Below are 22,965 nucleotides of genomic sequence, written 5' to 3'. Positions count from 1 at the left end.
TCACCCAAAAATTTGTGCTGCAATGCTATATAACTCATTATTCCTTTTTAATAATTGATCGCTATTTTTCATCATAATTGGTGGTGTATTCACCTTTTTAAAACCAGCAATCTCTAATACTTTCATGAAATCTTTCTTTCCTTCTAGTACATCAATTCTTAATTTACCATTATGCCCTTTTGCTAAATCATGTACAATTCTCATTGCCATCTCATCATTTTTAGCAACAACCGGCCCTATTATCTTATTTTCTGGTGTTTGTATGCTTAAACCGTAACCTAATACATTTTGTTCCTTGTCCTTTACAACGATACACTGTTCACTTTGCATAATTCTTTTCTTTAAAAACTCTTTTCTATTTGTTCCAAACGCATATTCATCTATTTTTATTATTTTTTCTAAATCACCCTCTTCATAATTCATCACATAATCTTCATTTCTTACACAATAATGTTTCGCATTGTATGAGTTACATATGTATTTAGAAACATAACTTACTGCCCTAAATCCTAACTTTTCATATAAAGGTTTCCCTTCATCCGTAGCAATAAGCATAATTGGAGTATGAGCTGATACGCTTTTAACGCACGCTTCCGTTATTATCTTTCCAACCCCTCTCCCCTTATAATCTGGATGTACAATCACCATTCCGATAGATGCTAATTTCTCCCCATATAATATTATTGCTGCGCTAGCAATTAGTTCCTCTTTCTCATTCCAAACACCGTATACAATCCCTGCGTTAAAAATAGTCTCAATTTCTTCTCTGTTATAATCCCAACCAATATAAGAAGATAATGATACAATATCGCCTATTTGTTCTTCCCTAAGACGCTCCAACCTAATTTCTAATTCACTCATACTCCATCCCCTTATCTAGACATTTAAATCATTATTACGAAATCAACTTGTACATGTTTCCCTTTATTTGTCACACACATATGTTATTTTGACCAAGACTATATTGTAAATGAGGTGACAACATGCCCATTACGAATCGATTTTCTACCACCACTAACGGCGCACTCGCTATTACAGGTAATACTTTAGGCTTAAGTAAAATCAGCAATCAAAACCGTGCTGGTACAATTGGGGCAATTGGTGCATTCGCAACTACGAATACTGCTTTACAAGTAACTACTTTTCCTGCTGGTACAACATTAAACTATACACAAAATAGTTCTACCGCTATTTTAAATATCCCTGCTGGTAGTACTATTCTTTACGCAGAACTCGTTTGGGGTGGAAACTATTTATCTCGTGATCAAAACATTACGAGTGTATTAGGAAACCCAGTTTCTTTTACAACACCTGTTTCAACATACTCGATTACTCCTTCAGCTGTTACGGCTTCAAATCAAACTTTCGTTTCAAACTCTATTACATTTGGCTTTTACACTCGTTCAGCAGACGTAACAACTCTTATTCAAGCGGGAGGTGCTGGTTCCTATACTACAGGAGCGGTTCCTGGACTTGTAGATCCTATAGATGCTTCTAATGGAACAATTAATTCGGCTGGATGGACGCTTATCGTCGCTTATCAAAACGGGACATTGCCAGCAAGAAACTTAACCATTTATGTAGCTGGTAACCGTGTTTCTGCAGAAACTGGTAGTGCCGATGTATCTGTTTCTGGATTTTTAACACCTTCAGGAGGACCAGTAAGCGGGAGATTATTTTTAAGTTCTACCGAAGGAGATGCAGATTTAACCGGGGATCAAGCTTTATTTGGACCAAATTTCAGTTCATTAAATGCTTTATCTGGACCAAATAATGCCATAAATAATTTCTTCGGTTCTCAAGTTAATAATGCTGCAGGAAACTTAGATACAACTGGGACATTTGGAACGCGAAATCAAAGTGCTTCTACAGGTACAAACATTTCCGCAGGAAGACAGGGCTGGGATATTACTTCTATTGATATTTCTCCTTATTTAACAAACTCACAAGTATCCGCTGCAATCCGTTTAACTACTAACGGAGATGCATATATGTTAAATACAGTCGGCTTACAAATTAATATAAACTCCCCAAATATACAAGCAACGAAAAGCGTAAATAAAAGTGTTGCTGCAATTGGAGATATTCTCACTTATACAGTTACTATCCCTAACACCGGGCTTCTTCCTGCCAATAACGCTATTTTTATAGATAGTCTCCCTAATGGTACTTCTTTTATACCCGGCACTGTAACAGTAGATAACGTACCACAAACAAATGCAAATCCTGCGGCTGGTATATCTCTTGGAACAATTAATAATGGTGCTTCTCGTATAGTAACTTTCCAAGCTACTGTCGTTTCTCTTCCAAGTCAAAATCCTATCTCTAACACTGCTAATATTACATTTCAATATACACCAATCGCCGGAGGAACAACTTTTAATGGTCTTGCAACAAGTAACTCTGCTGGAACACAAATTAACCTTGCAGATATTAATGGAACAAAATCAGTTAACAAACTTTTTACCGATATTGGTGAAACATTAACTTACAGTATTGCCTTAGCTAATATAGGAAATATCGCTGCAACGAATGTGATATATACGGATCCGATTCCTAGCGGGACTACTTTCATTCCAGGGAGTGTAACTGTGAACGGAGTTACTCAAGCTGGCGCAAATCCCACTAATGGTATAACAATTGGTTCAATTGCCGCAAATTCCACTACTACTATTTCATTCCAAGTGCTCGTTCCTTCTATCCCTCAAACAAACCCAATATTAAATAGTGGAACAACAACATATCAATACATTCCTGTACCTAATCAACCAGCAGTAAGTGGGACTGATACGACAAATATTGTCTCCACTCAAGTGAATAATGCTACTGTAACAATGACGAAAGCAGTAGATAAAAATTTTGCAGATATTGGTGATACACTAACGTACACCGTTTCCTTTACAGGTACAGGTAATACAAATGCGAACAATGTTATTTTTACAGATGTCATCCCTACTGGAACAACTTTCGTTCTAAACAGTTTAACAATAGATGGCACGACACAAGTGGGTGCAAATCCCGCTACCGGCGTGAACATTGGATCCATAACAAGCGGCACAACAAAAAATGTTGCATTTCAAGTAGTAGTAAACACAATACCCACGTCAAATGTCGTATCTAACGGATCAAGCGCTTCTTATCAATATACTGTCAATCCTAGCCAATCACCTGTTACAAAAAATATTTCTTCGAATCTCGTTTCCACTCAAATTAACAATGCGAATGTAACATTAACAAAATCAACAAATAAACAATTTGCTACAATTGGCGAAACAATAAGTTATACAATCCTTATTACAAACAGTGGAAATACAGCCGCTAATAACGTGCAACTAACAGATCCACTTCCAAACGGAACGATATTGACTCCTGGTACTGTAACACTAAACGGAGTTTTACAAAATGTAGATTCTCTCGTTGCTTTACCTATCGGCACAATTCCTGGTGGGTCTACTGTTACCCTTTCTTTCCAAGTAACAGTCATCAATATTACGACCCAAAATCCTATCATTAATAACGCCTTCGCTTCTTATCTATATACTGTAAATCCAAGTTTGCCACCGACTTCAAAAACAGCAAATTCTAATTCTGTTACATCAACAATTAGACTAGCAAATCTCCGTGCTAATAAATCTGTAGATAAAACGTTTGCGGAAGTTGGCGATGTATTAACTTACACCTTCGCTCTTACGAACGATGGGAATGTTGCAGCAAACAATGTATTACTATCTGATTTAATTGCGAATGGAACCGCCTTTGTCCCAAACAGCGTTATAGTTAACAGTGTTACTCAGCCAGGCGTTACACCAGCTAGCATCAATATTGGTAGCATCAATGCTAATACTACAATTACAGCTTCATTCCAAGTAGTAATAACTAGCATTCCAAATCCAAACCCTATTTCAAATAGCGCTTCCATCTCCTATAACTTTATCGTTGATCCAAACGCTTCACCTGTAAGTAAGAACACTACTTCAACTACTACATTTACTCAAGTAAACGATGCAAATGTCATTTCAGCCAAAACAGTGGACCGAGCGTTCGCTACCGTAGGGGATATATTAACTTATACTGTTACTTTGACGAATGCAGGAAGTGTTTCTGCTGATAGTCCTACTTTCGTAGATACGAATCCAGACGGTACTACCTTTATCCCAAACACTTTTCTTATTAATGGTGTACTCCAAAATAACGCAGATCCAAATATAGGTGTTCCACTACCTTCCATTGCTGCTAATGGCTCACTTACTGTCTCTTATCAAGTAACCGTCACCTCTTTACCAACACAAAACCCAACATTAAATTCATCTAGTACACAGTATAGCTTTATTCTAAATCCGGGCGATCCACCAACTATAGAAACATCTGTAAGTAATACTGTAAGTACACAAATTAATTTAGCAAATGTAGTGATTGTCAAAGAAGTAGATTTAACTATCGCCGATGTCGGGCAACCAATCACATATACAATTTCTTTAGCTAATCTTGGCAATACTACAGCAAATAATGTTATTGTTACCGATATAATCCCTAATGGCTCCACTATCGTACCAAATAGTATTTTTATAGGTGGTACTTTACAACAAAGTGCAGACCCTAGTACCGGTCTTCAAGTCGGCTCCATTCCTTCAGGTGGTTTTACAACGATTGTTTTTCAAATAAGTGCAAATGGGCTACCTTCACCAAACCCAATTCAAAACAGCGCTTCACTTCAATATAGCTTTATCGCTGATCCAAACTTACCTGCTCTCGTTAGAAACACTGCTAGCAATATAGTAACTACACAAATTAATACTGCTAATATCGTTGCTACAAAACTCACAAGCACAAACTTCGCTGATGTTGGTGATGTCATACTATATGCAACTATTTTAACAAATAACGGGAATATCTCTGCTGCTAATGTAACGTTTACAGATATCATTCCAGCGGGTACCCTCTTCATTCCTAATACTGTAACGATTAATAATGTCCCTGTAGCTAACGCAAATCCTGCCACTGGCATTTCAATTGGTACGATAGGAGCGAATTCATCACGCACCGTTGCATTTCAAGTTTTTGTACCAACTATCCCTGCTGTAAACCCAATTACAAATCAATCAAGCACAACATTCCAATATACGTATGATCCATCCAAACCTGCTGTGATGCAGATGGTTGCTTCTAACACTGTACAGACAACTATTAATAACGCCTCAATTGCCGCTACTAAATCTGCAGATAAACAGTTTGCTAACGTAAATGATATTATTACGTACACGACTACTTTAACGAATAACGGGAACACACTTGCATCAAATGTAATATTTACAGATGTAATTCCAAACGGAACATCGTTTATTCCTAATAGTGTTACTGTAAATGGGAATACACTGCCTAATGTCAATCCAGCAAGCGGAATTGCAATCGACCCAATAAATCCGAATGCAAATACAATCATCTCATTCCAAGTACAAGTAAATTCTATCCCGAATCCAAATCCAATCCCGAACCAAAATAATACAACGTACCAGTATGTCGTAGATCCTAACTTACCTCCAGCATCCGCCAATACGTTAAGTAACGTAATAACAACTCAAATTAATAACGCTACTATTGTCGCTACTAAGTCTGTGAATACACCGACAGCTGCAATTGGTGATATTGTTACTTATACGATTGCAGTAACAAATACAGGTAATATCCCTGCTAGTGCAACTGTTTTAACAGATGGGCTTGGCGCAGGAGCTTCATTTATCCAAAACTCCGTAACGATCAATAATGTTCCACAACCAGGATTAGATCCATCACTTGGTGTTCACTTGGCAGATATTTCGCCAGGAGATACTGTATTCATTACTTTTCAAGCACAAATTTTAGCGATACCACCTAGTGGCACATTAACAAATAATGCTCTTGTAAATTATGAATATACCGTAAATCCAAACCAATCTCCTGCTGTTGGTAGCACTGTAACAAATACAACAGTTACACCAATTATTGACGCTACTTTAGTAATAAATAAAAGCGCTAGTACAACTTTCGCTACAATTGGTGATACAATTACATTCACTTCAGCTGTTACAAACAATGGAAATACTACTGCGAACAACATTATTTTTACTGATACAATTCCAAACGGTACTACCTTTATCCCAAATAGCTTTAAGATAAATGGTGTAACCGTTCCGAATGCAAATCCACAAAACGGTATCAATATTGGTAACTTGAATTCAAATGCATCTGCTACACTCAGTTTTCAAGTAAACATTACAACACTTCCAAACCCTAATCCAATCCCGAATAAATCATCGCTTCAATATAGCTTTATTGTAGATATAAATGAACCGCCAGTTTCACGAACAGTTCAATCTAATAAAACCTTTACACAAGTAAATACTGCTTCTGTTATCGCAACAAAAACTGCAAGCAGTGCTTTTGCTGCTGTTGGAGATACAATTACGTATACAACTACCCTCACCAATACCGGAAATACTGCCGCAAACACACCTGTTTTTATCGATATATTACCACCTGAACTTTCATTCGTTCCTGATAGCGTACAAATTAATACCATCCCACAACTTGGATTTAGACCAGATAGCGGGATTTCTTTAGACTCAATTCCAGTTGGAGGAACGACAACAATTAGCTTTCAAGCTATCGTTGGCTCAATACCAGTTACAAATCCAACTTTGAACCAGTCTAGCACGACATACTCGATCATTGTTGATCCTACCCAGCCGCCGGTGACAGAAACAGCTACAAGTAATCCAACTTTAGTTCAAATTAACGAAGCGATTATTCAAGCAACGAAAAGTGTGGATCGGCTATTTTCTGACATAGCACCTGGAAATTCATTTTTAACGTATACAGTTTTATTAGAAAATGTAGGAAACACAACTGCTACGAATATCATTTTTACAGATCCGATTCCAAATAACACAGTATTTATAGAAGATAGCGTTCGAGTAGGCGGAGTTTTATTACCTGGAGTAAATCCAGCTAACGGGATACCAATTGGAGATATTATTGCAGGAGATTTTATAAATGTTACCTTCCGTGTGCAAGTAGTTAGCATTCCAAATCCAATTTTCACAATTGGACCAGGCGGACCAAACTCACCGGTTGTAAACGGCGCTTCTATTGATTATAAATTTATGACAGGACCTAATTTACCACTTGTTTCACGAAATACGACATCTAATTCTGTTTCGACACAAATAAATTCTGGGGAAATTGTGGCAATCAAATCTGCAGATAAAACTTTCGCAACGATTGGTGATACAATTTCTTATACAATTACATTAAGTAACCCTGGAAATGTCACTTCACAAAATATAATTTTCACGGATACTTTACCTGATGGGACGACATTCATATCTGGCACTCTTACAAACGATTCTGGTACACAGCAAATCGGAAATCCATCTAAAGGGATTCAGATTGGAAATATAAACCCAAATGGAACGGCCGTGATTACTCTCAACGTACTTGTTACAAACATTCCAAGTATAAACCCAATTTCTAATTTTAGTTCTGTACAATTTGCACATGTAGTTGATCCTAGCCAACCTGCCGTAACACAAACGAACGTATCTAATGCTGTTTCGACAACAATTAATAGTGCAATATTAACGACCCAAAAAAGCGTTGATAAATCTATCATTTCTGTTGGAGATACGATTACGTATACAACAACTATTACAAATACAGGAAATACGACTGCAACGAATATAACGTTCACGAGCGCAATTCCAGCTAACACTACATTTATACCAAACTCAGTCAAAATAAATGGGGTTCAGCAATCTGGTGCGCAACCAGCACTTGGAGTAACTATACCAAATATTGCTCCTGGTGAAACAGTAACCGTTACTTTCCAAGCAAATGTTCTTTCTGTTCCCCCTTCAAGTTCAATTATGGGTAATGACACAATTTTATATTCTTATACTGTCGATCCAAACGGAACTCCTATTACAACTTCTACTTCCACGAATATCGTTACAAACCCGGTACTAGATGCTATGATAACGATGGTAAAATCGGTCGATCAAACAATTGTAACACTAGGTGATACCATTACCTATACAACCATTTTAACGAATAATGGCAATACAAATGCAACGAATATTACTTTCACTGATCTTATTCCAGACGGCACAACGTTCATTCCGAATAGTGTCACAATCAATGGCAGTACACACATCGAACTCGATCCTAATACAGGTATAACAATCGGATCAATTGCTCCTAACAACTCAATATCTATCGCATTTCAAGTTACTGCTACTTCTACACCAAACCAAAATCCTGTAGCCAATTCCGCTACTGCTTCTTACACATTTATCGCTGATCCAAATGCACCGATTGTTTCAAGAAACGTTACTTCAAACACAGTGTTTACTACGATTAATACAGCTAACATTCTTTCATTAAAACAAGTCGATAAATCCTTTAGTCGTATTGGAGACACACTCACTTATACTGTCGTTTTAACAAACAATGGAAACTCATCTGCACAAAATGTTATATTTACAGATACAGTGCCAAGCGTCACTACATTTATTGCAAACACATTTTCTATTAATGGAGTTCCTCAAAGTGGGGCGGATCCATCGAACGGTGTGAATATTGGGACAATAACAGCCGGGACTACAGTAACAGTTTCGTTCCAAGTTACTGTAACATCATTACCAAACCAAAACCCAATTGTAAATTTCTCATCAACATCGTATCAATTAGTCTCACCGCCTGATGCAGAAACTTCAATTAGTAATCCTGTTTCAACCCAAATTAACGAAGCAATATTGTCTATGACGAAAAATGAAAGTGTATCCTTTGCAGATATCGGGCAAACTGCTTTTTATACTACTTCTATTACCAATGTAGGCAATACCGATGCAACTAATATTGTATTCACAGATGCATTACCAAGTGGACTCACATTTGTTCCTAACACATTAACTATCGATGGCGTTTTACAACCTAACGCGGATCCAAATACAGGTGTATTACTTGCAACACTTCCACCAAATGAAATATATAGTATCGTCTTTCAAGTTACAGTAAACAATATTCCCCCTAGTAACCCAGCACCAAATACAGCATCAACGACGTATGAATTTACTGTTGATCCTGTTAATTCTCCCGTTTCAAGTGCAGCTACTTCCAACACTACACTCCTTCAAATAAACAACGCAACTATTATTAGCACCAAAACAGCAGATCTTACTTTTGCGGATGTTGGTAATACAATAACATTTACACTTAACCTTCCTAATACCGGAAATGTGACCGCAACTGATGTAACTATTATCGATATTCTTGATAGCAATTTAAGTTTCGTTCCAAATAGTTTCACAGCTAATGGGCAAACCATTCCAAACGCCGATTTATCAACTGGTGTAAATATTGGTTCCATTAATGGTGGTAATACGGCAATCGTTACATTCCAAGCAACTGTTATTACACTTCCAACACTTAATCCCATTTCTAACTCTGCTTCTACCACATATCATTATGTCGTTGATCCTAGCCAGCCACTTATTACAACTTCCAATCAATCTAATACAACGACCACACAAATTAATAGCGCTATCCTTACTGCACAAAAAAATCCAAATGTATCTACGGTAGATATCGGGCAGGATATTACCTACACCGTTACAATTACAAATAGCGGAAATGTAAGTGCAACGAATGTTATTTTTACCGACCTTATTCCAGACGGAACTTCCTTTGAACCGAATAGCTTTACACTGAACGGAACTAGCATCCCAAATGCAGATATCATTACAGGCGTTCCAATCGGTGATATCGCGCCAAACGAATCTGTCATCGTAGCATTTAACATTATCGCCAATGAAATTCCGCCTATAAATCCAATTACTAATCAAGCTAGCGTTAGCTTTCAACATATCGTTAATCCAGCTAATCCCCCAGTTTCAAAAAACATTATTTCTAACAACGTTACAACAAAAATTGAAAGTGCTATTTTAAATACTATTAAAATAGGAGATAAAACTTTTGCAACGATTGGTGATACGATTACGTATACAACGACTATTACGAACACAGGCAATATTCCTGCTAACAACGCTATATTCTCAGACCCTTTACCATCGTGGACACAATTTGTTGCAGAATCAGTTATTGTTGATGGCACTCCATTACCATCCGCTTCGATTATTAACGGTGTTGGCATAAATACAATCAATCCAAATCAAACTGTTACAATCATATTCCAAGTACAAATCGTAAGTAATCCAACAACGTTCACACCTGAACTCCAAAACTTAGGATTTGTTAACTTCCAATATAACGTAGGCAATGCATTACTGGCTCAACCTGGCAATGTGGAAACGAATGTCTTCGTTACTTCTATTAATACAGCAATACTTTCAGCTGTAAAAACTGCTAATACAGCCTTTGCAAATATTGGAGATACGATCACTTATACAGTTTTGATTCAAAATAGCGGCAATACAAACGCTACGAATATAAATTTCTCAGACCCAGTTCCAGCAGGAACAACCTTTGTTGAAAATAGTTTTGCTGTAAATGGAAGTACCATTCCAGGTGCAAATCCAAATAACGGAGTGAATATCGGAACAATTAGCTCGGATAGTTCCTTAACCGTTACTTTCCAAGTCATAGTTACATCAACTCCACCTTCAAATCCGATTACAAACGTAGCATCTATTCAATACACATTCATCGTTGATCCGGCCTCTCCTCCTGTTACAGGCACGATAAATTCTAATAGCGCTTCAACACAAATTAATAACGCGACTGTTACAACTGTTTTACAAGCAAATCGTTCAATTGTGTCTATCGGGGATATAATTACGTATACAGCAACATTAACGAATACTGGAAACTTCCCTGCAAACTCTGTATTACTCATTAATGGAGTTCCTGAAGGAGCATTATTTGTTCCAAATAGTGTTACGCTCAACGGGATTTCACTTCCAGATGCAAGTCCAACTCTCGGTATTCCCGTTGGTATTATCGCACCAGGTGATTCCGCTACTATTACGTTCCAATTTCTTGCAAGTTCTATTCCACCACAAGGAGCAATTATAAATCAAGCACTTACAAGTTACACGTATATTGTCGATCCAAGTCAACCTCCTGTTACAGCAACATCCTCGTCTAATACGGTTAATACAGCTGTTGTTGATGCATCATTATCCGTAATTAAAAGTACAGATTCTCTCGTACAATCTACTGACGGTACAATCACTTACACAGTAGTCGTTCAAAATAACGGAAATACTACTGCAAATACAGTTACTTTAACAGATTTGGTCCCCGAAGGAACTGCCTTTATTCCGAATAGCGTAACTATTAATAGCGTTTCCGTTCCAGATGCTGATCCTAACGTAGGAATACCATTAAACTCCATCACACCGTCAGAAATCGTCACTGTAACATTCCAGGTTATCGTTCAATCTATTCCAAGCGTAAACCCAATTTCTAATACAGCCCGTATTGACTATACTTTTATCGCCGATCCAACTGCTCCTATCATCTCTCGAACAATTACGTCTAATCCTGCTTTCACACAAATTTCGGATGCGACTATCCTTTCTTTAAAAGCAGTCAATGCACAGCAAGCAACAACAGGTGATATTTTGACTTACACAATAACACTAGAAAATACAGGAAATATTCCAGCTACTAATCTCATATTTTCAGATACGATCCCCCAAGATACTACATTCGTAGAAAATAGTTTTACACTTAACGGAACAACTATACTTGATGCCAATCCAAATGTAGGTGTTACTTTACCTACTTTAGCAGCAAACGCTACTCACCTTATTTCGTTCCAAATTCTTATTAACGATTCATTCTCCCAAGAATCGATTACAAATCAATCCAATACAACATATACAATCCAACCAGACCCAGGGCAACCGCCTATTACTGAAACATCTACTAGTAATATCGTTATTACAAATTTCGTGCAAGCACAATTGGCAATTACAAAAACATCCAATCCAACAACTGTAGATATCGGTGGAACTATACTTTATATTTCTGAAGTGAAAAATATCGGTAATGTTGACGCAATAAATATTAATTTCACAGATTCTATCCCTGCTGGGACTACATTCGTTCCCGATAGTGTCACAATTAATGGTGTCCTTCAGCCAGGTGTAAATCCTGAAAACGGAATACCGATTGGAACAATTCCAGCAAACAGTTCCAAAACGATACTATTTCAAGTGCAAACAAATAATCCACCGAATGAAACTGAAATTGTAAATCAATCTTCAGCAACTTACCAATATGTAAGTATTCCTACAGCCCCACCAGTAAATCGCTCTGCAAATTCTAACATTGTTACAACATCACTTCAAAATGCAAATATTATTTCTGTTAAAAGTGCGGATGTAAATTTCGTATCAATCGGGCAAATGATTACCTACACAAATACACTTCAAAATATAGGAACCGTTCCGGCTAACAATATCGTGTTCATTGATAACATTCCAGAAGATACTATATTCATTGAAGATAGCTTAGCAATAAATAATGTAATTCAGCCTGGCGTGAATCCTGAAAACGGAGTAACTCTCGGCACGATACAACCAAATGAAACAGTCACTATTTCATTCCAAGTACAACTTACAAATATACCAGAGGGCAATACAGTCATTAATATTTCAGACACTTCGTACGAATACCAAATTGACCCTAGTTCTCCAATTATTCAGCGTAGATCGTTATCAAATGCAGTAAATACTGAAGTGCGAACGGCAAATGTTAGTGCAATTAAATCCGCTAACAGATCCATTACACGTATCGGTCAAATCATCACATATACAGTCGCAGTTACAAACGCCGGTACAATACCTATTACAAATACTCTCCTACTTGACGCAATTGCTTCTGGCACCACATTCGTTCCAAATAGCATTCTTGTAGATGGCGTACCAAGACCTAACGAAAATCCAATTACCGGTATCAATCTTGATATAATTCTTCCAAATAATACGATTATTGTTACGTTCCAAGTAAGCGTAGTTTCTATACCGCCACAAAATAACATTAATAATATCGCCGTCATTCACTATGAGTATCGACCAGACCCAAGCACACCACCAATTTCAGAAACGACCTCTTCCAATGCTACAAACATACAATTTATTGATGCTATTCTTATTGCTACAAAATCTGCTAATACTGTATTAGCTACTATTGATGAAACCATTGAATATACAGTATTCATTCAAAATAATGGATCGGCTACAACTAACTCCATCTTTTTTACAGATACTATAGCAGATGGAACAGTATTTATTCCAGGAAGTGTAATAGTTAATAATACTGTACTTCCTGCAGCAGATCCGAATATCGGCTTTTCCATTCCTAATGTCGCAGCAGGTCAAATGGCTACAATAACATTCCAAGTTTCCGTTACGAATTTACCTACTGTAAATCCAACACCTAATACTGCAAACATCGCCTACGACTTTATTTTCAATCCTGACTTTGCACCAATTCAAAAATCTACTACTTCCAATACTACTTTCGTTCAAATTAATGATGCTGATATCGTTTCACTTAAAACTGTTGATTTAACCTCTGTAACGATTGGTGACATTTTAACTTATACAACAACTTTAACGAATACAGGGAATACGGATGCCACTGCTGTTGTATTTACAGACAATATACCTGATGGAACAACCTTTATTGACGGTAGCGTTTTAGTAAATAACATTCCTCAGCTTAACGCCAACCCAAGTGTAGGTATACTTGTGGGAACGATTGCTCCTAACATTTCTATCCCAGTCACATTTTCTGTTACCGTCGTAGCTCTTCCTGCTAGCGGTCATGTTCAAAATCAATCAACTTCTCGTTATACAATAAACGTGGAAGAACAAATATCGACTAGCAATATTACCTTCACTGAAGTTATTTCCGCTAATGTAATTGCGACAAAAACAACACCTATCCAATATGCTGACTTACAAACTATCATCCCTTATACAATTTCCATCATAAATAACGGAAATATACAAGTCGAAAACATTATTGTTACAGATATTATCCCAGCAAATACGAGCTTTATAGAGAATAGTGTTATCGTGAACGGCAACGCTCGGCCAAATGACAATCCTCTTAACGGTATACAAATTGATACCATTCCACCTAATACGACAGCAACTATTCTATTCCAAGTAAGGGTTACTTCGATTCCACAAACAAATCCAATCTCTAACACGAGTACAATTGAATATGAATACACGTTACCAGATCGACCACCTATTACCGAAACTATTATTTCATCAGCTGCCGCAACAGAAATTAATCACGCAAATTTGAATAGTAATAAAGCTGTTGACCTTGCATTTGCAACGGTTGGTGATACGTTAACGTATACGATTACACTAAATCAAACCGGTAATGTTGCAGTAAATGATGTAATCATTCAAGATATTATTCCTCAAGGTACTACGTTTATAGAAAATAGCGTCATTGTAAACGGAGAAACTCTTCCAGGAGTGAATCCAGTAAGCGGCATACCAATTGGTACTATAACTATTGGTGAAGATGCTATCGTTTCATTCCAAGTAACTGTGACTTCTATTCCAACACCAAATGAACTAAACAACAACGCAATTACTACTTTTAACTATATAGTCAACCCAAATAACGTACCTGTTACAAATACGACTACAACAAACACCGTCACAACTACTGTCCAAAATGATAATGTCATTGCGATAAAAGCTGTTGATTTCACAAGTGCCTTACCCGGTCAAACTTTAACGTATACCATCACGATTACTAATAATGGTAATATCATTATCGAAGACCTTCTTTTAGTAGACACAGCACCAGCAGATACGACATTTGTTATTGGTAGTGTTACGATTAACGGAATCAATCAACCTAATGCGAATCCGGAAAATGGTATTACGTTAGGAAATCTTGCTCCAAATGAATCTATTATTATTACATTCCAAGTGACAATTTCTTCTTCTACTCTTCAATCTACAATCAATAACGATGCTACTATTTCCTATACGCCTATTGTCGGTCCAATCCAACCACCTATTACGATTACAAAGCAAATAAATACAGTTACAAAGCAAACAAATACCGTTACAACGACAGTCGTTGATCCGATGGTTGACATTGAAAAAACAGCTGACAAATCTATTGTCGTTATAGGAGATATCATTACATTCACATTAGCGGTATTTAATCACTCCCCAATTCCGACAATCAGTACTTCTGTTATAGACAGCATTCCAGCTGGTACAACATTTATAGAAAACAGCGTAACAATTAACGGTACTCCCGTTACAAATGTTCGTCCAGACACTGGTATTAATATCGGCTCTTTACCTGCAGATTCAGTAGCAACTATAACATTTCAAGTTCTCGTAACTTCTATTCCTTCAAACAGTACAATTATAAATTCTGCAACAGTTACCGCTGCCTTTCAATTGACACCACAGGATCCAATTATTACTTTCATTGTTAATTCAAATATTGTTCGTATACCAATTCAATTTATAACTGCAACAGTCACGAAAAATGCTTCCGTCAGCTCAGCTTATTTAAATCAATATTTTGATTACACGGTACGTATTACCAATAATTCCAAAATTTCACTCTCGAATATTTCTTTACAAGATACCATTCCAGCAGGTTTACAATTTATAAACGGCACTGTCTTTATTAACGGTGAACGCTCTCCACTAGCGAATCCGAATATCGGTTTCCTAGTTGCCACTAATTTGGAACCAAACGAAACAATTATCGTATTATTCACAGTACAAGTAATAAGTCCACCTGTTAATAATGAATTTAAAAATACGGCCAATATTTCGTTACAACTTCAAGTCTCGCCTACCGACCCACCAATTACAGTAACCGTTACAAGTAACGAAAACATCGTCACTTTTTTTCCAGAAAATCCAGATGAAACACTTCCAAATTTAAATTGCTTCTTTGACGGTGAACGCTTCATTCGCATTACTCCTCGAAATATACGAAATTACCTTTGGACTTGGATTTGGTGGAAGTAATTGAAACAAAAAAGAGATTGTAGTTTGGTTGAAACCAAATTACAATCTCTTTTTCATTACCTATATCCCACTACGTTGTAACTCGTCCAAGGATATACAATTAAACAACATCTCAAGTTATCTTAGTCGTAATAAGTTGGCCAGCTTCATTAATAGTAACTTTCCATTTCACTCCACTAGCAGTCTTCATGATTATACCTTTACTTGCCTCTATTTCAATATCTCCAAACATTCTTCCGCCAGTTGTCGCTAACCAAGCGTTCCCATTTTCCATAGAAGACCTTGCAAAAATACGATTAATTCGAAAACGCTTATGATCTTGAGAATAACCACTTAATGTAATTCTAACTTTATATAACTGACTCGCCTTCATATTCGATATAATTGTATCGCCAACATTTAATGGAACATCCAACGCGATAACCCAACTTCCAGTTGCGCTTAATGCATATTCAATTTTAATTTTCTTTGGGCTCTCTCCCCACCCAAAATACATTCCAAAACAATTTAACATTTGTATTGGTTTTTTCGTAAAATCCAGTTCAATTACAACTGGATTACTATCTGGAACGTCAATATAGTTTACACTTTGTTCATCTATTAAATTAAAGCAATTTGCGAGATTCCCCCCGTAAGGCACTTTCCCACTTACTTGCTTAATCGTATACTTCTGCTGAGCATTTACTAAAATATCATCTTGATTCCCTATTAAATGTGGTTTATTTAACGTAATCGGTAACTGAATTCGAAGAGATTCTTCATAGGTAGACTTACAAACATTGTATTGTCCTTTATCTACAATAGTTGTAGAAAGTAAATTTGAAAAAAGGTAGTTACGATGCGAATTAGAAGAAAATTCAATGACAATTTGTTCACTACTCATCCGGTACGTATCCCAAATCATACAATCAAATGTATTATACGCACCTGAGCAACGAATTGCTTTTTTCGTTTGTTGTCTACATTGCACTTGAATATCATGAAACGTATTTCCTGAACTTTCATTTGGCAAATCACTATTTCCATCTACTTCAATCCCATACACACATCCATCAATAAATATTGATTGAAATACATTGGCATTAATCCAGCAAGGTGTATTGATATCATCTATATACTCTGTTTTCAAATATATTGCAGTTTGAAAGTTTTTAATTTGAATAAATTTAACTTGAAAGAAACTAATATAATCCCATGCCTTTTGACAATAAAAATGTATAGCTTTTCCTTTATACGATGGAGTTGTATTTATTATATTTATATTTGATATAACAGATTGATTAGGTACTTCGATTTGTTGTGAACCAGAAACATAAATGACAGCCGATTGAAACAACGGATTTATAACTTGAATAGTACCACCAACTATCGAAGCGTTACTTTGTAGCTCAAATGCATTAAAATCCCCATCAATTTGCAGCGTTACGGTAGGATCTAACTCTAATCTTACGTTTGATTTAATAACAATCGGCTTTACAATTTTGTACGTATTTACCCCTGTAATTCTAACCGTCGAAATTCGATTCGCTACACAATAATCAATAGCTTGCTGAATTGCTAATGAGCTATCATTTCCCGAGTTTGGAACTGCGCCAAAACAATCAATGTGAACGCTACTTTCTGGCGCACAATCTTCTTGGGAAGAAATATATTCTGACAAAATAAATTCACTCCTCATATTACCTTTTTTCATATAATATGTGAGTTCTCTCTTAAAAGTTTCTATAATAAAAAAAACAAACGACCTACCCGGTCATTTGTTTAACTCATATATATTTTTCGTTTCTTCTATCATTTTAGCTAACGAGAAATACCTCACTGCTTTCTCTCGTGCTTTCAATCTAATATCATTTACCCTTTGTTCATCCCCTTGTAGTTCTTCAAGTGCACTTGCGAATTCAGATTCGCAATATTCAGATATTAAAACACCTGATTCTCCATCTATTACCGCTTCATGTATTCCACCAACATCTATTGAAACAATTGGTGTCCCTGTAGCCATCGCTTCAATTACTACCATTGGAAACACTTCACGAAAAGATAATAAAAGTAAAGCATCCATATTCCCTATAAACTCATGCGGCTCTGAAATATTCCCTAGCATCTTCACCCTTTGCTGTAATCCATATTTTTCTATTTCTTTCATAATCGATTCTTTCTCTGGTCCATCACCAGCAATATAAAACATAAAATCATTTCTCTTTTTCAACACATTTGCAATTTTGACAAATAGTTGATGGTTTTTCTCTTTGGATAATCTAGCTAATATCCCTATTTTATATGTAGATTCTTTCTTTTTCTGCTGGAATAAAAACTTTTCAATATCGACACCGTTATAAATTGTATTTATTTTTTCTTCTGCTACATGAATTGAAATTAAATTATTCTTCTCAAACTCACTTACTGTAATAATATTGTTCACATATTTATTCATGAAATAACGAAAAAGCGTTGGCATTTTCTTTTCTAATATCGTTACATTATGTTTCGTATAAACAATTTTCATCTTTTTTTTAATAAACTTTTGAATTAGAAAAGCATATAATACCATTCGCAAACTATTTGCATGAATAAGCTCTATCTTTCGTTTACAAATTTCGTTTCGTAAATAATAAATATTTCTCAAATGATTCCATCGACTAAGTAAGATGAAATTTTCTTTTCTAGTAAGGGATTCATATAGTTCTCCATCACCTGCAGCTGTATAAATCTTAAAATCCTCATAATGCAAATTATTTTCTAATTTACAGAAATAATTTTCGGCTCCGCCAGTTATCAATTTATCAGTCATCAACAGTATATTCATAATTGCGTCTTCCCAACTACATTGATTTTATTTTTTTTATAAGCATGATAAGCATACTTACTAAAATAGTAAAAGCTTTGCACTGCATTAAGACTTTTTTGGTCCCTTAATAATTTCCAATACCGAAAAGCTGCTCTAACTTTATTACTCGAAACAGAATTTGCTACAATTCGATACTTCGCTAATACTTGCTGTATCCCTTTTGCTTCATGCCCTTCATGTAATAAGTTCAGCCATAACGCTGTATCTTCCGGCTGTACACTAGGCATTTCGACATACGGAATTTTTTCACGATCAATCATCACCGTTAAACACCCGATAATTGTATTTCCTACTAAATAATGATAGTCAACAGATTTTGGTACACTCACTTCGCGATTTAATTCATTACCATTTTCATCAATTAAACTATACGACGCATATGAAAAAGCAATATTCATTTCTTCCATAAATAACAATTGTGTCTTCAATTTATGCGGCAACCATATATCATCACTATCTAAAAAGGCAATGTACCTTCCTCTCGCCTCTCGAATCGCTAAATTCCGAGCTTTAGCAGCACCAACATTTTCTTTTAATGATAATAACCTAATACGTGAGTCTCCTTCTATTATCTCTTTAATTTTTGCGGCAGATTGGTCGGTTGAACAGTCATCAACGATAATCATTTCCCAGTTTTCATACGATTGATTCTGTACAGATAAAATTGTCTCACCTATAAATCGTCTACTATTATAAGAAGGTGTTATTACAGAAACATGAGGCGCCTTATTATGTGCTGATAGACATTTTACCATCTATCTTTCCCCTTCCTTCATATATTGAAATATACTTCACAACAACTGCTAAAAATAAAAAGAACGCTTCGTTAATAATGAGTGACAATGACATCATCTGAAATAAAAATGCAATCATAGTCAATAGAAGGTATGGTTTTTCACGAAACAAAGTATGCTGCGCTAACTTAAACATTAATATGAATAAAAACGCACTATATAGAAGAAAACCAATTGTACCCGACTCAGACAAAATTTCTAAAAATGTATTGTGTACATATAATTTTTCATTAAATTGATACTCATAATAATTCGAGAAGTTAAACGCACCAATTCCGATATATGGATTGGATAAATAATATTTAAAAGCAGCTTCCCATAATGTAAATCTACCACTTCCATTATCATGGGAAAAATCAGAAATTCGTTTATTTAATATGTCATCTAATTGGCCCCCCATTACACTATTCGATAAACTAAAAATAACTACACTAAACAATACTAAACTCATAATTATTTTTATTTTTTTAGCGAAACTAGACATACATATATATACAAAAATGACAAGCACAAGCGCTAATATTCCCCCTCTTGAAAAGGTTAATAGACTCGTCGTAACACATAAAATTAACCCTAAGATGTTAGTGATATTTTGCAAATTCGTCATATAGTACATAAAAAATATTGTATTATAGAAAATAAAAATGTTAGGATCATCTAGCAATCCAATTAACCGTGGATATCCTCTATCCACTAATAAACCAGCAAAAATTTCTCTCTCTTCTCCACCGTATAAACTAAAGTATTGTAAACCGATTATATAGAGTAGTAGACTTACAACATTAAATACTATTCCTACATAAGCAATAGATGATTCAAGTACCACTATTTCAGTATTCCCCAATAAATTTCTCATTATAAAATAGCATCCTAAAACGAGTAGCACGCCAAAAATCATACGAATACTAGCATTTAAATACATAGAAAGAATTCCGCTTAAACAATAAATGAAATAAAACAGTAAAAATATAACTTCATGAAAATATAACTTTTGAATATGAAAGTCTTTAATTGTTAAACAAAAATATATGACTAAAAAAATCATATATATCTTCAATGAAAATCCAATATATAAATTGTATTTACTTAACATGACAAATAATATTAGAAGAATAATCCATCCCATTGATACTTTCATATTATTTTCCATAGGCTATATCCCCTGTTTCGTAATATAATCCTTTTTGCGTATTTTTCTTATAAAAGAAAGAAGAAGTTTTTTTAGCTCATAATCATATAGGAATATGGCAGCTACTACAATTAGTATATTAAGAACAAGCGCAATTAAATGATATGTATGCAATATATATTGCACTCCAATAAAGGTTACACCAAAATAAATTGTATACGGTATTACAATTTGGAATACAATTTTTTTCTTCACTACACTTACCGCTATATATCCCACTAAAGCGACTATTTCAAATAAAACCATAGCGTATGCCGCTCCTATCACTCCACCAAGACTACTAAAGCTATAAAGCATAACCCCACCTATCACCAATGCTACACACTGCACAACAGTCCTCTTATTTTGACAACCACTCGTCGTTAAACCGTCAGCAATGGCAATATTTAAACTTTGTAGCACAATAAGAAATGATAATATTTGGAGTGGTTCTACTGCATTCCTCCATTCTTCATGAAAAAATATAGAAATAAAGTATGGTGCTAAATGATATAAACCGATCGTCATACATATTCCTACAATCGCCATTGATTTAATTTGAAGTAAATTTAATTTCGTATGCTCTTCTATATTATTCTGGTTATAATGCTTAAAGAGCACCGGAAAAAATGCACCTGCAATTACCCCTGGTACTTGATATAAAGCTGCCGGCATCCGGTACGCCACTGCAAAAACACCTACCATACTTAATGGCAATGTATAGTTAAGCAAGATAGGCGCTAATTGTGGCGTACTCATTATTAAAAAACCGCTAATAATAAAGGGAGTTAATTGCCAAAATAACGCTTTATGAATTACGACTTTCATATTCATTTTCGTCTTTCTTCTCATGATATATATACTGAATAAACCACCAATCATATACCCAAAAGCATATAAGCGAGCTGTTACATACACCGGTAACTCTCCGAAAATACAAAAACATGTAATTATAATGACAACTGATGCTGATACAACTTTTATGAGCGCTATATACTTCATACGTTCCGTCAGTTGAAAATAGGCAATCCCTATGTTTTGCCAAGTTAATCCTATTAACATGAAAAACATTACGTTTATCATCATATAAATTAAATTTTTATCCGCATACATATAATGAATAGCAATATAACCGATTATAGAAATAAGAATAAATAGAATCATCCTTATTTTTATATACGATGATAAAATCTTCTCTAAATCTGCTCCATCCTTTGCCCCTTCTCGAAGAAACGTATTACTAAGTCCTAAGTCTGTAAAAAATAACATAACAAACGTCACTGCTATGGCAACACTAAACATCCCATAATGTTGTGCGTTAAAAAAGTTTGCTAAAACAATTAAACTGACGGCCTGAAGAAGGTTAGCTAAAATCGTACTATAAAATAGATGGATAATATTGCTTAGAATAGATCTACCCATACAAGTTCTCCTTTGCAAGTAACCTACTTACATATGTTGTTTGTTTACATATATATTTATCTTGCACCATTACCGTTCAATACAATTAAAACGGTTTTACATAAAATACGGATGTCCATCCGAAATGTTTTCATTTCAATATACTCCATGTCCAGCCTCAACTTTTCCTTTGGATCAAGATTATACCCTCCATTTATTTGTGCCCATCCTGTTAATCCTGGTTTTACTATTAAACGTTCCTTAAATTCTGGAATATACGCATCAAACTCATTATAAAAAAACTCTCTCTCTGGTCTAGGGCCTACAAAAGACATATCTCCTCTTAAAATGTTTAAGAGCTGTGGTAATTCATCAATTCTCGTTTTTCTTATAAACAATCCAACTTTTGTAATTCTTTGATCATGTTCTTTTGCCCATTGTGGTCCGTTCATTTCAGCATCCTTTACCATCGACCTTAATTTAAATACATTAAACTTCTTCCCGTTTATACCTAAACGTTCTTGAAAGTATATTGGAGCCCCTGATGTTTCTAAGGTAATCATAATACAAAAGAACAACATAATTGGTATTGTTAATAGTAACAATATGATTGAAAATATAATATCAAACAAGCGTTTTACACTTCGATTCAATATGCTAGGCTTTTCTTGAGCCGGAATCGTATACAACTTGGCTTGATTTGTTTCACGAATCATG

At 35.4% G+C, this 22,965-nt stretch carries 8 protein-coding genes; 1 reads left to right on the top strand and 7 read right to left on the bottom strand.

From position 1 onward, the window contains the following. On the bottom strand, nt 1–861 hold the full coding sequence (locus ACTFRM_RS04380) for a GNAT family N-acetyltransferase (RefSeq protein ID WP_001292079.1): 861 nt from the start codon (nt 859–861) through the stop codon (nt 1–3). Nucleotides 862–983: 122 nt separating this feature from the next. On the opposite strand from ACTFRM_RS04380, the gene ACTFRM_RS04375 reads away from it, so the two are divergent. Beyond that, nucleotides 984–16,037, top strand: coding sequence for a cell surface protein (locus ACTFRM_RS04375; RefSeq protein WP_414963741.1), 15,054 nt, complete (start codon nt 984–986; stop codon nt 16,035–16,037). 112 nt (nt 16,038–16,149) lie between these two features. Here ACTFRM_RS04375 and ACTFRM_RS04370 read toward each other — a convergent pair whose 3' ends face one another. The 6 genes from ACTFRM_RS04370 to ACTFRM_RS04345 all read right to left on the bottom strand — a co-directional run bounded on the left by ACTFRM_RS04370 (nt 16,150) and on the right by ACTFRM_RS04345 (nt 22,964). Next, nucleotides 16,150–17,697: a hypothetical protein gene (locus tag ACTFRM_RS04370; RefSeq protein ID WP_000006056.1), complete on the bottom strand. Its 1,548-nt coding sequence runs from the start codon at nt 17,695–17,697 to the stop codon at nt 16,150–16,152. Nucleotides 17,698–17,790: 93 nt separating this feature from the next. Then, on the bottom strand, nt 17,791–18,843 hold the full coding sequence (locus ACTFRM_RS04365; protein WP_001023682.1) for a glycosyltransferase family 4 protein: 1,053 nt from the start codon (nt 18,841–18,843) through the stop codon (nt 17,791–17,793). Further along, nucleotides 18,840–19,640, bottom strand: a complete 801-nt coding sequence (locus ACTFRM_RS04360; RefSeq protein WP_000237695.1) for a glycosyltransferase family 2 protein — start codon at nt 19,638–19,640, stop codon at nt 18,840–18,842. Before ACTFRM_RS04360 ends, ACTFRM_RS04365 begins: the two co-directional genes overlap by 4 nt. Further along, the gene (locus ACTFRM_RS04355) at nt 19,615–20,829 is read right to left on the bottom strand and encodes an O-antigen ligase family protein (protein ID WP_000429870.1); all 1,215 of its coding nucleotides are present in this window, start codon (nt 20,827–20,829) and stop codon (nt 19,615–19,617) included. Before ACTFRM_RS04355 ends, ACTFRM_RS04360 begins: the two co-directional genes overlap by 26 nt. A gap of 3 nt (nt 20,830–20,832) precedes the next feature. Then, on the bottom strand, nt 20,833–22,269 hold the full coding sequence (locus ACTFRM_RS04350) for an oligosaccharide flippase family protein (protein WP_440043095.1): 1,437 nt from the start codon (nt 22,267–22,269) through the stop codon (nt 20,833–20,835). A gap of 56 nt (nt 22,270–22,325) precedes the next feature. Beyond that, a complete protein-coding gene (locus ACTFRM_RS04345) occupies nt 22,326–22,964 on the bottom strand; it encodes a sugar transferase (protein ID WP_000617648.1) in 639 nt (212 codons plus the stop codon). Nucleotide 22,965: the final 1 nt, after the last annotated feature.

It is taken from the genome of Bacillus cereus group sp. MYBK227-1, assembly GCF_051916325.1.
GTDB classification, from domain to species: domain Bacteria; phylum Bacillota; class Bacilli; order Bacillales; family Bacillaceae_G; genus Bacillus_A; species Bacillus_A cereus.
The sequence above is the reverse complement of the archived record's forward strand: the minus strand, read 5'-3'. Positions and strand labels throughout refer to the sequence as shown.

Bases quoted from the DNA above. Each gene is read 5' to 3' on its own strand.
- ACTFRM_RS04355 (WP_000429870.1), bottom strand. From the start codon at position 20,829: ATGGAAAATAATATGAAAGTATCAATGGGATGGATTATTCTTCTAATA.
- ACTFRM_RS04375 (WP_414963741.1), top strand. From the start codon at position 984: ATGCCCATTACGAATCGATTTTCTACCACCACTAACGGCGCACTCGCT.
- ACTFRM_RS04360 (WP_000237695.1), bottom strand. From the start codon at position 19,640: ATGGTAAAATGTCTATCAGCACATAATAAGGCGCCTCATGTTTCTGTA.
- ACTFRM_RS04365 (WP_001023682.1), bottom strand. From the start codon at position 18,843: ATGAATATACTGTTGATGACTGATAAATTGATAACTGGCGGAGCCGAA.
- ACTFRM_RS04350 (WP_440043095.1), bottom strand. From the start codon at position 22,269: ATGGGTAGATCTATTCTAAGCAATATTATCCATCTATTTTATAGTACG.
- ACTFRM_RS04380 (WP_001292079.1), bottom strand. From the start codon at position 861: ATGAGTGAATTAGAAATTAGGTTGGAGCGTCTTAGGGAAGAACAAATA.
- ACTFRM_RS04345 (WP_000617648.1), bottom strand. From the start codon at position 22,964: ATGATTCGTGAAACAAATCAAGCCAAGTTGTATACGATTCCGGCTCAA.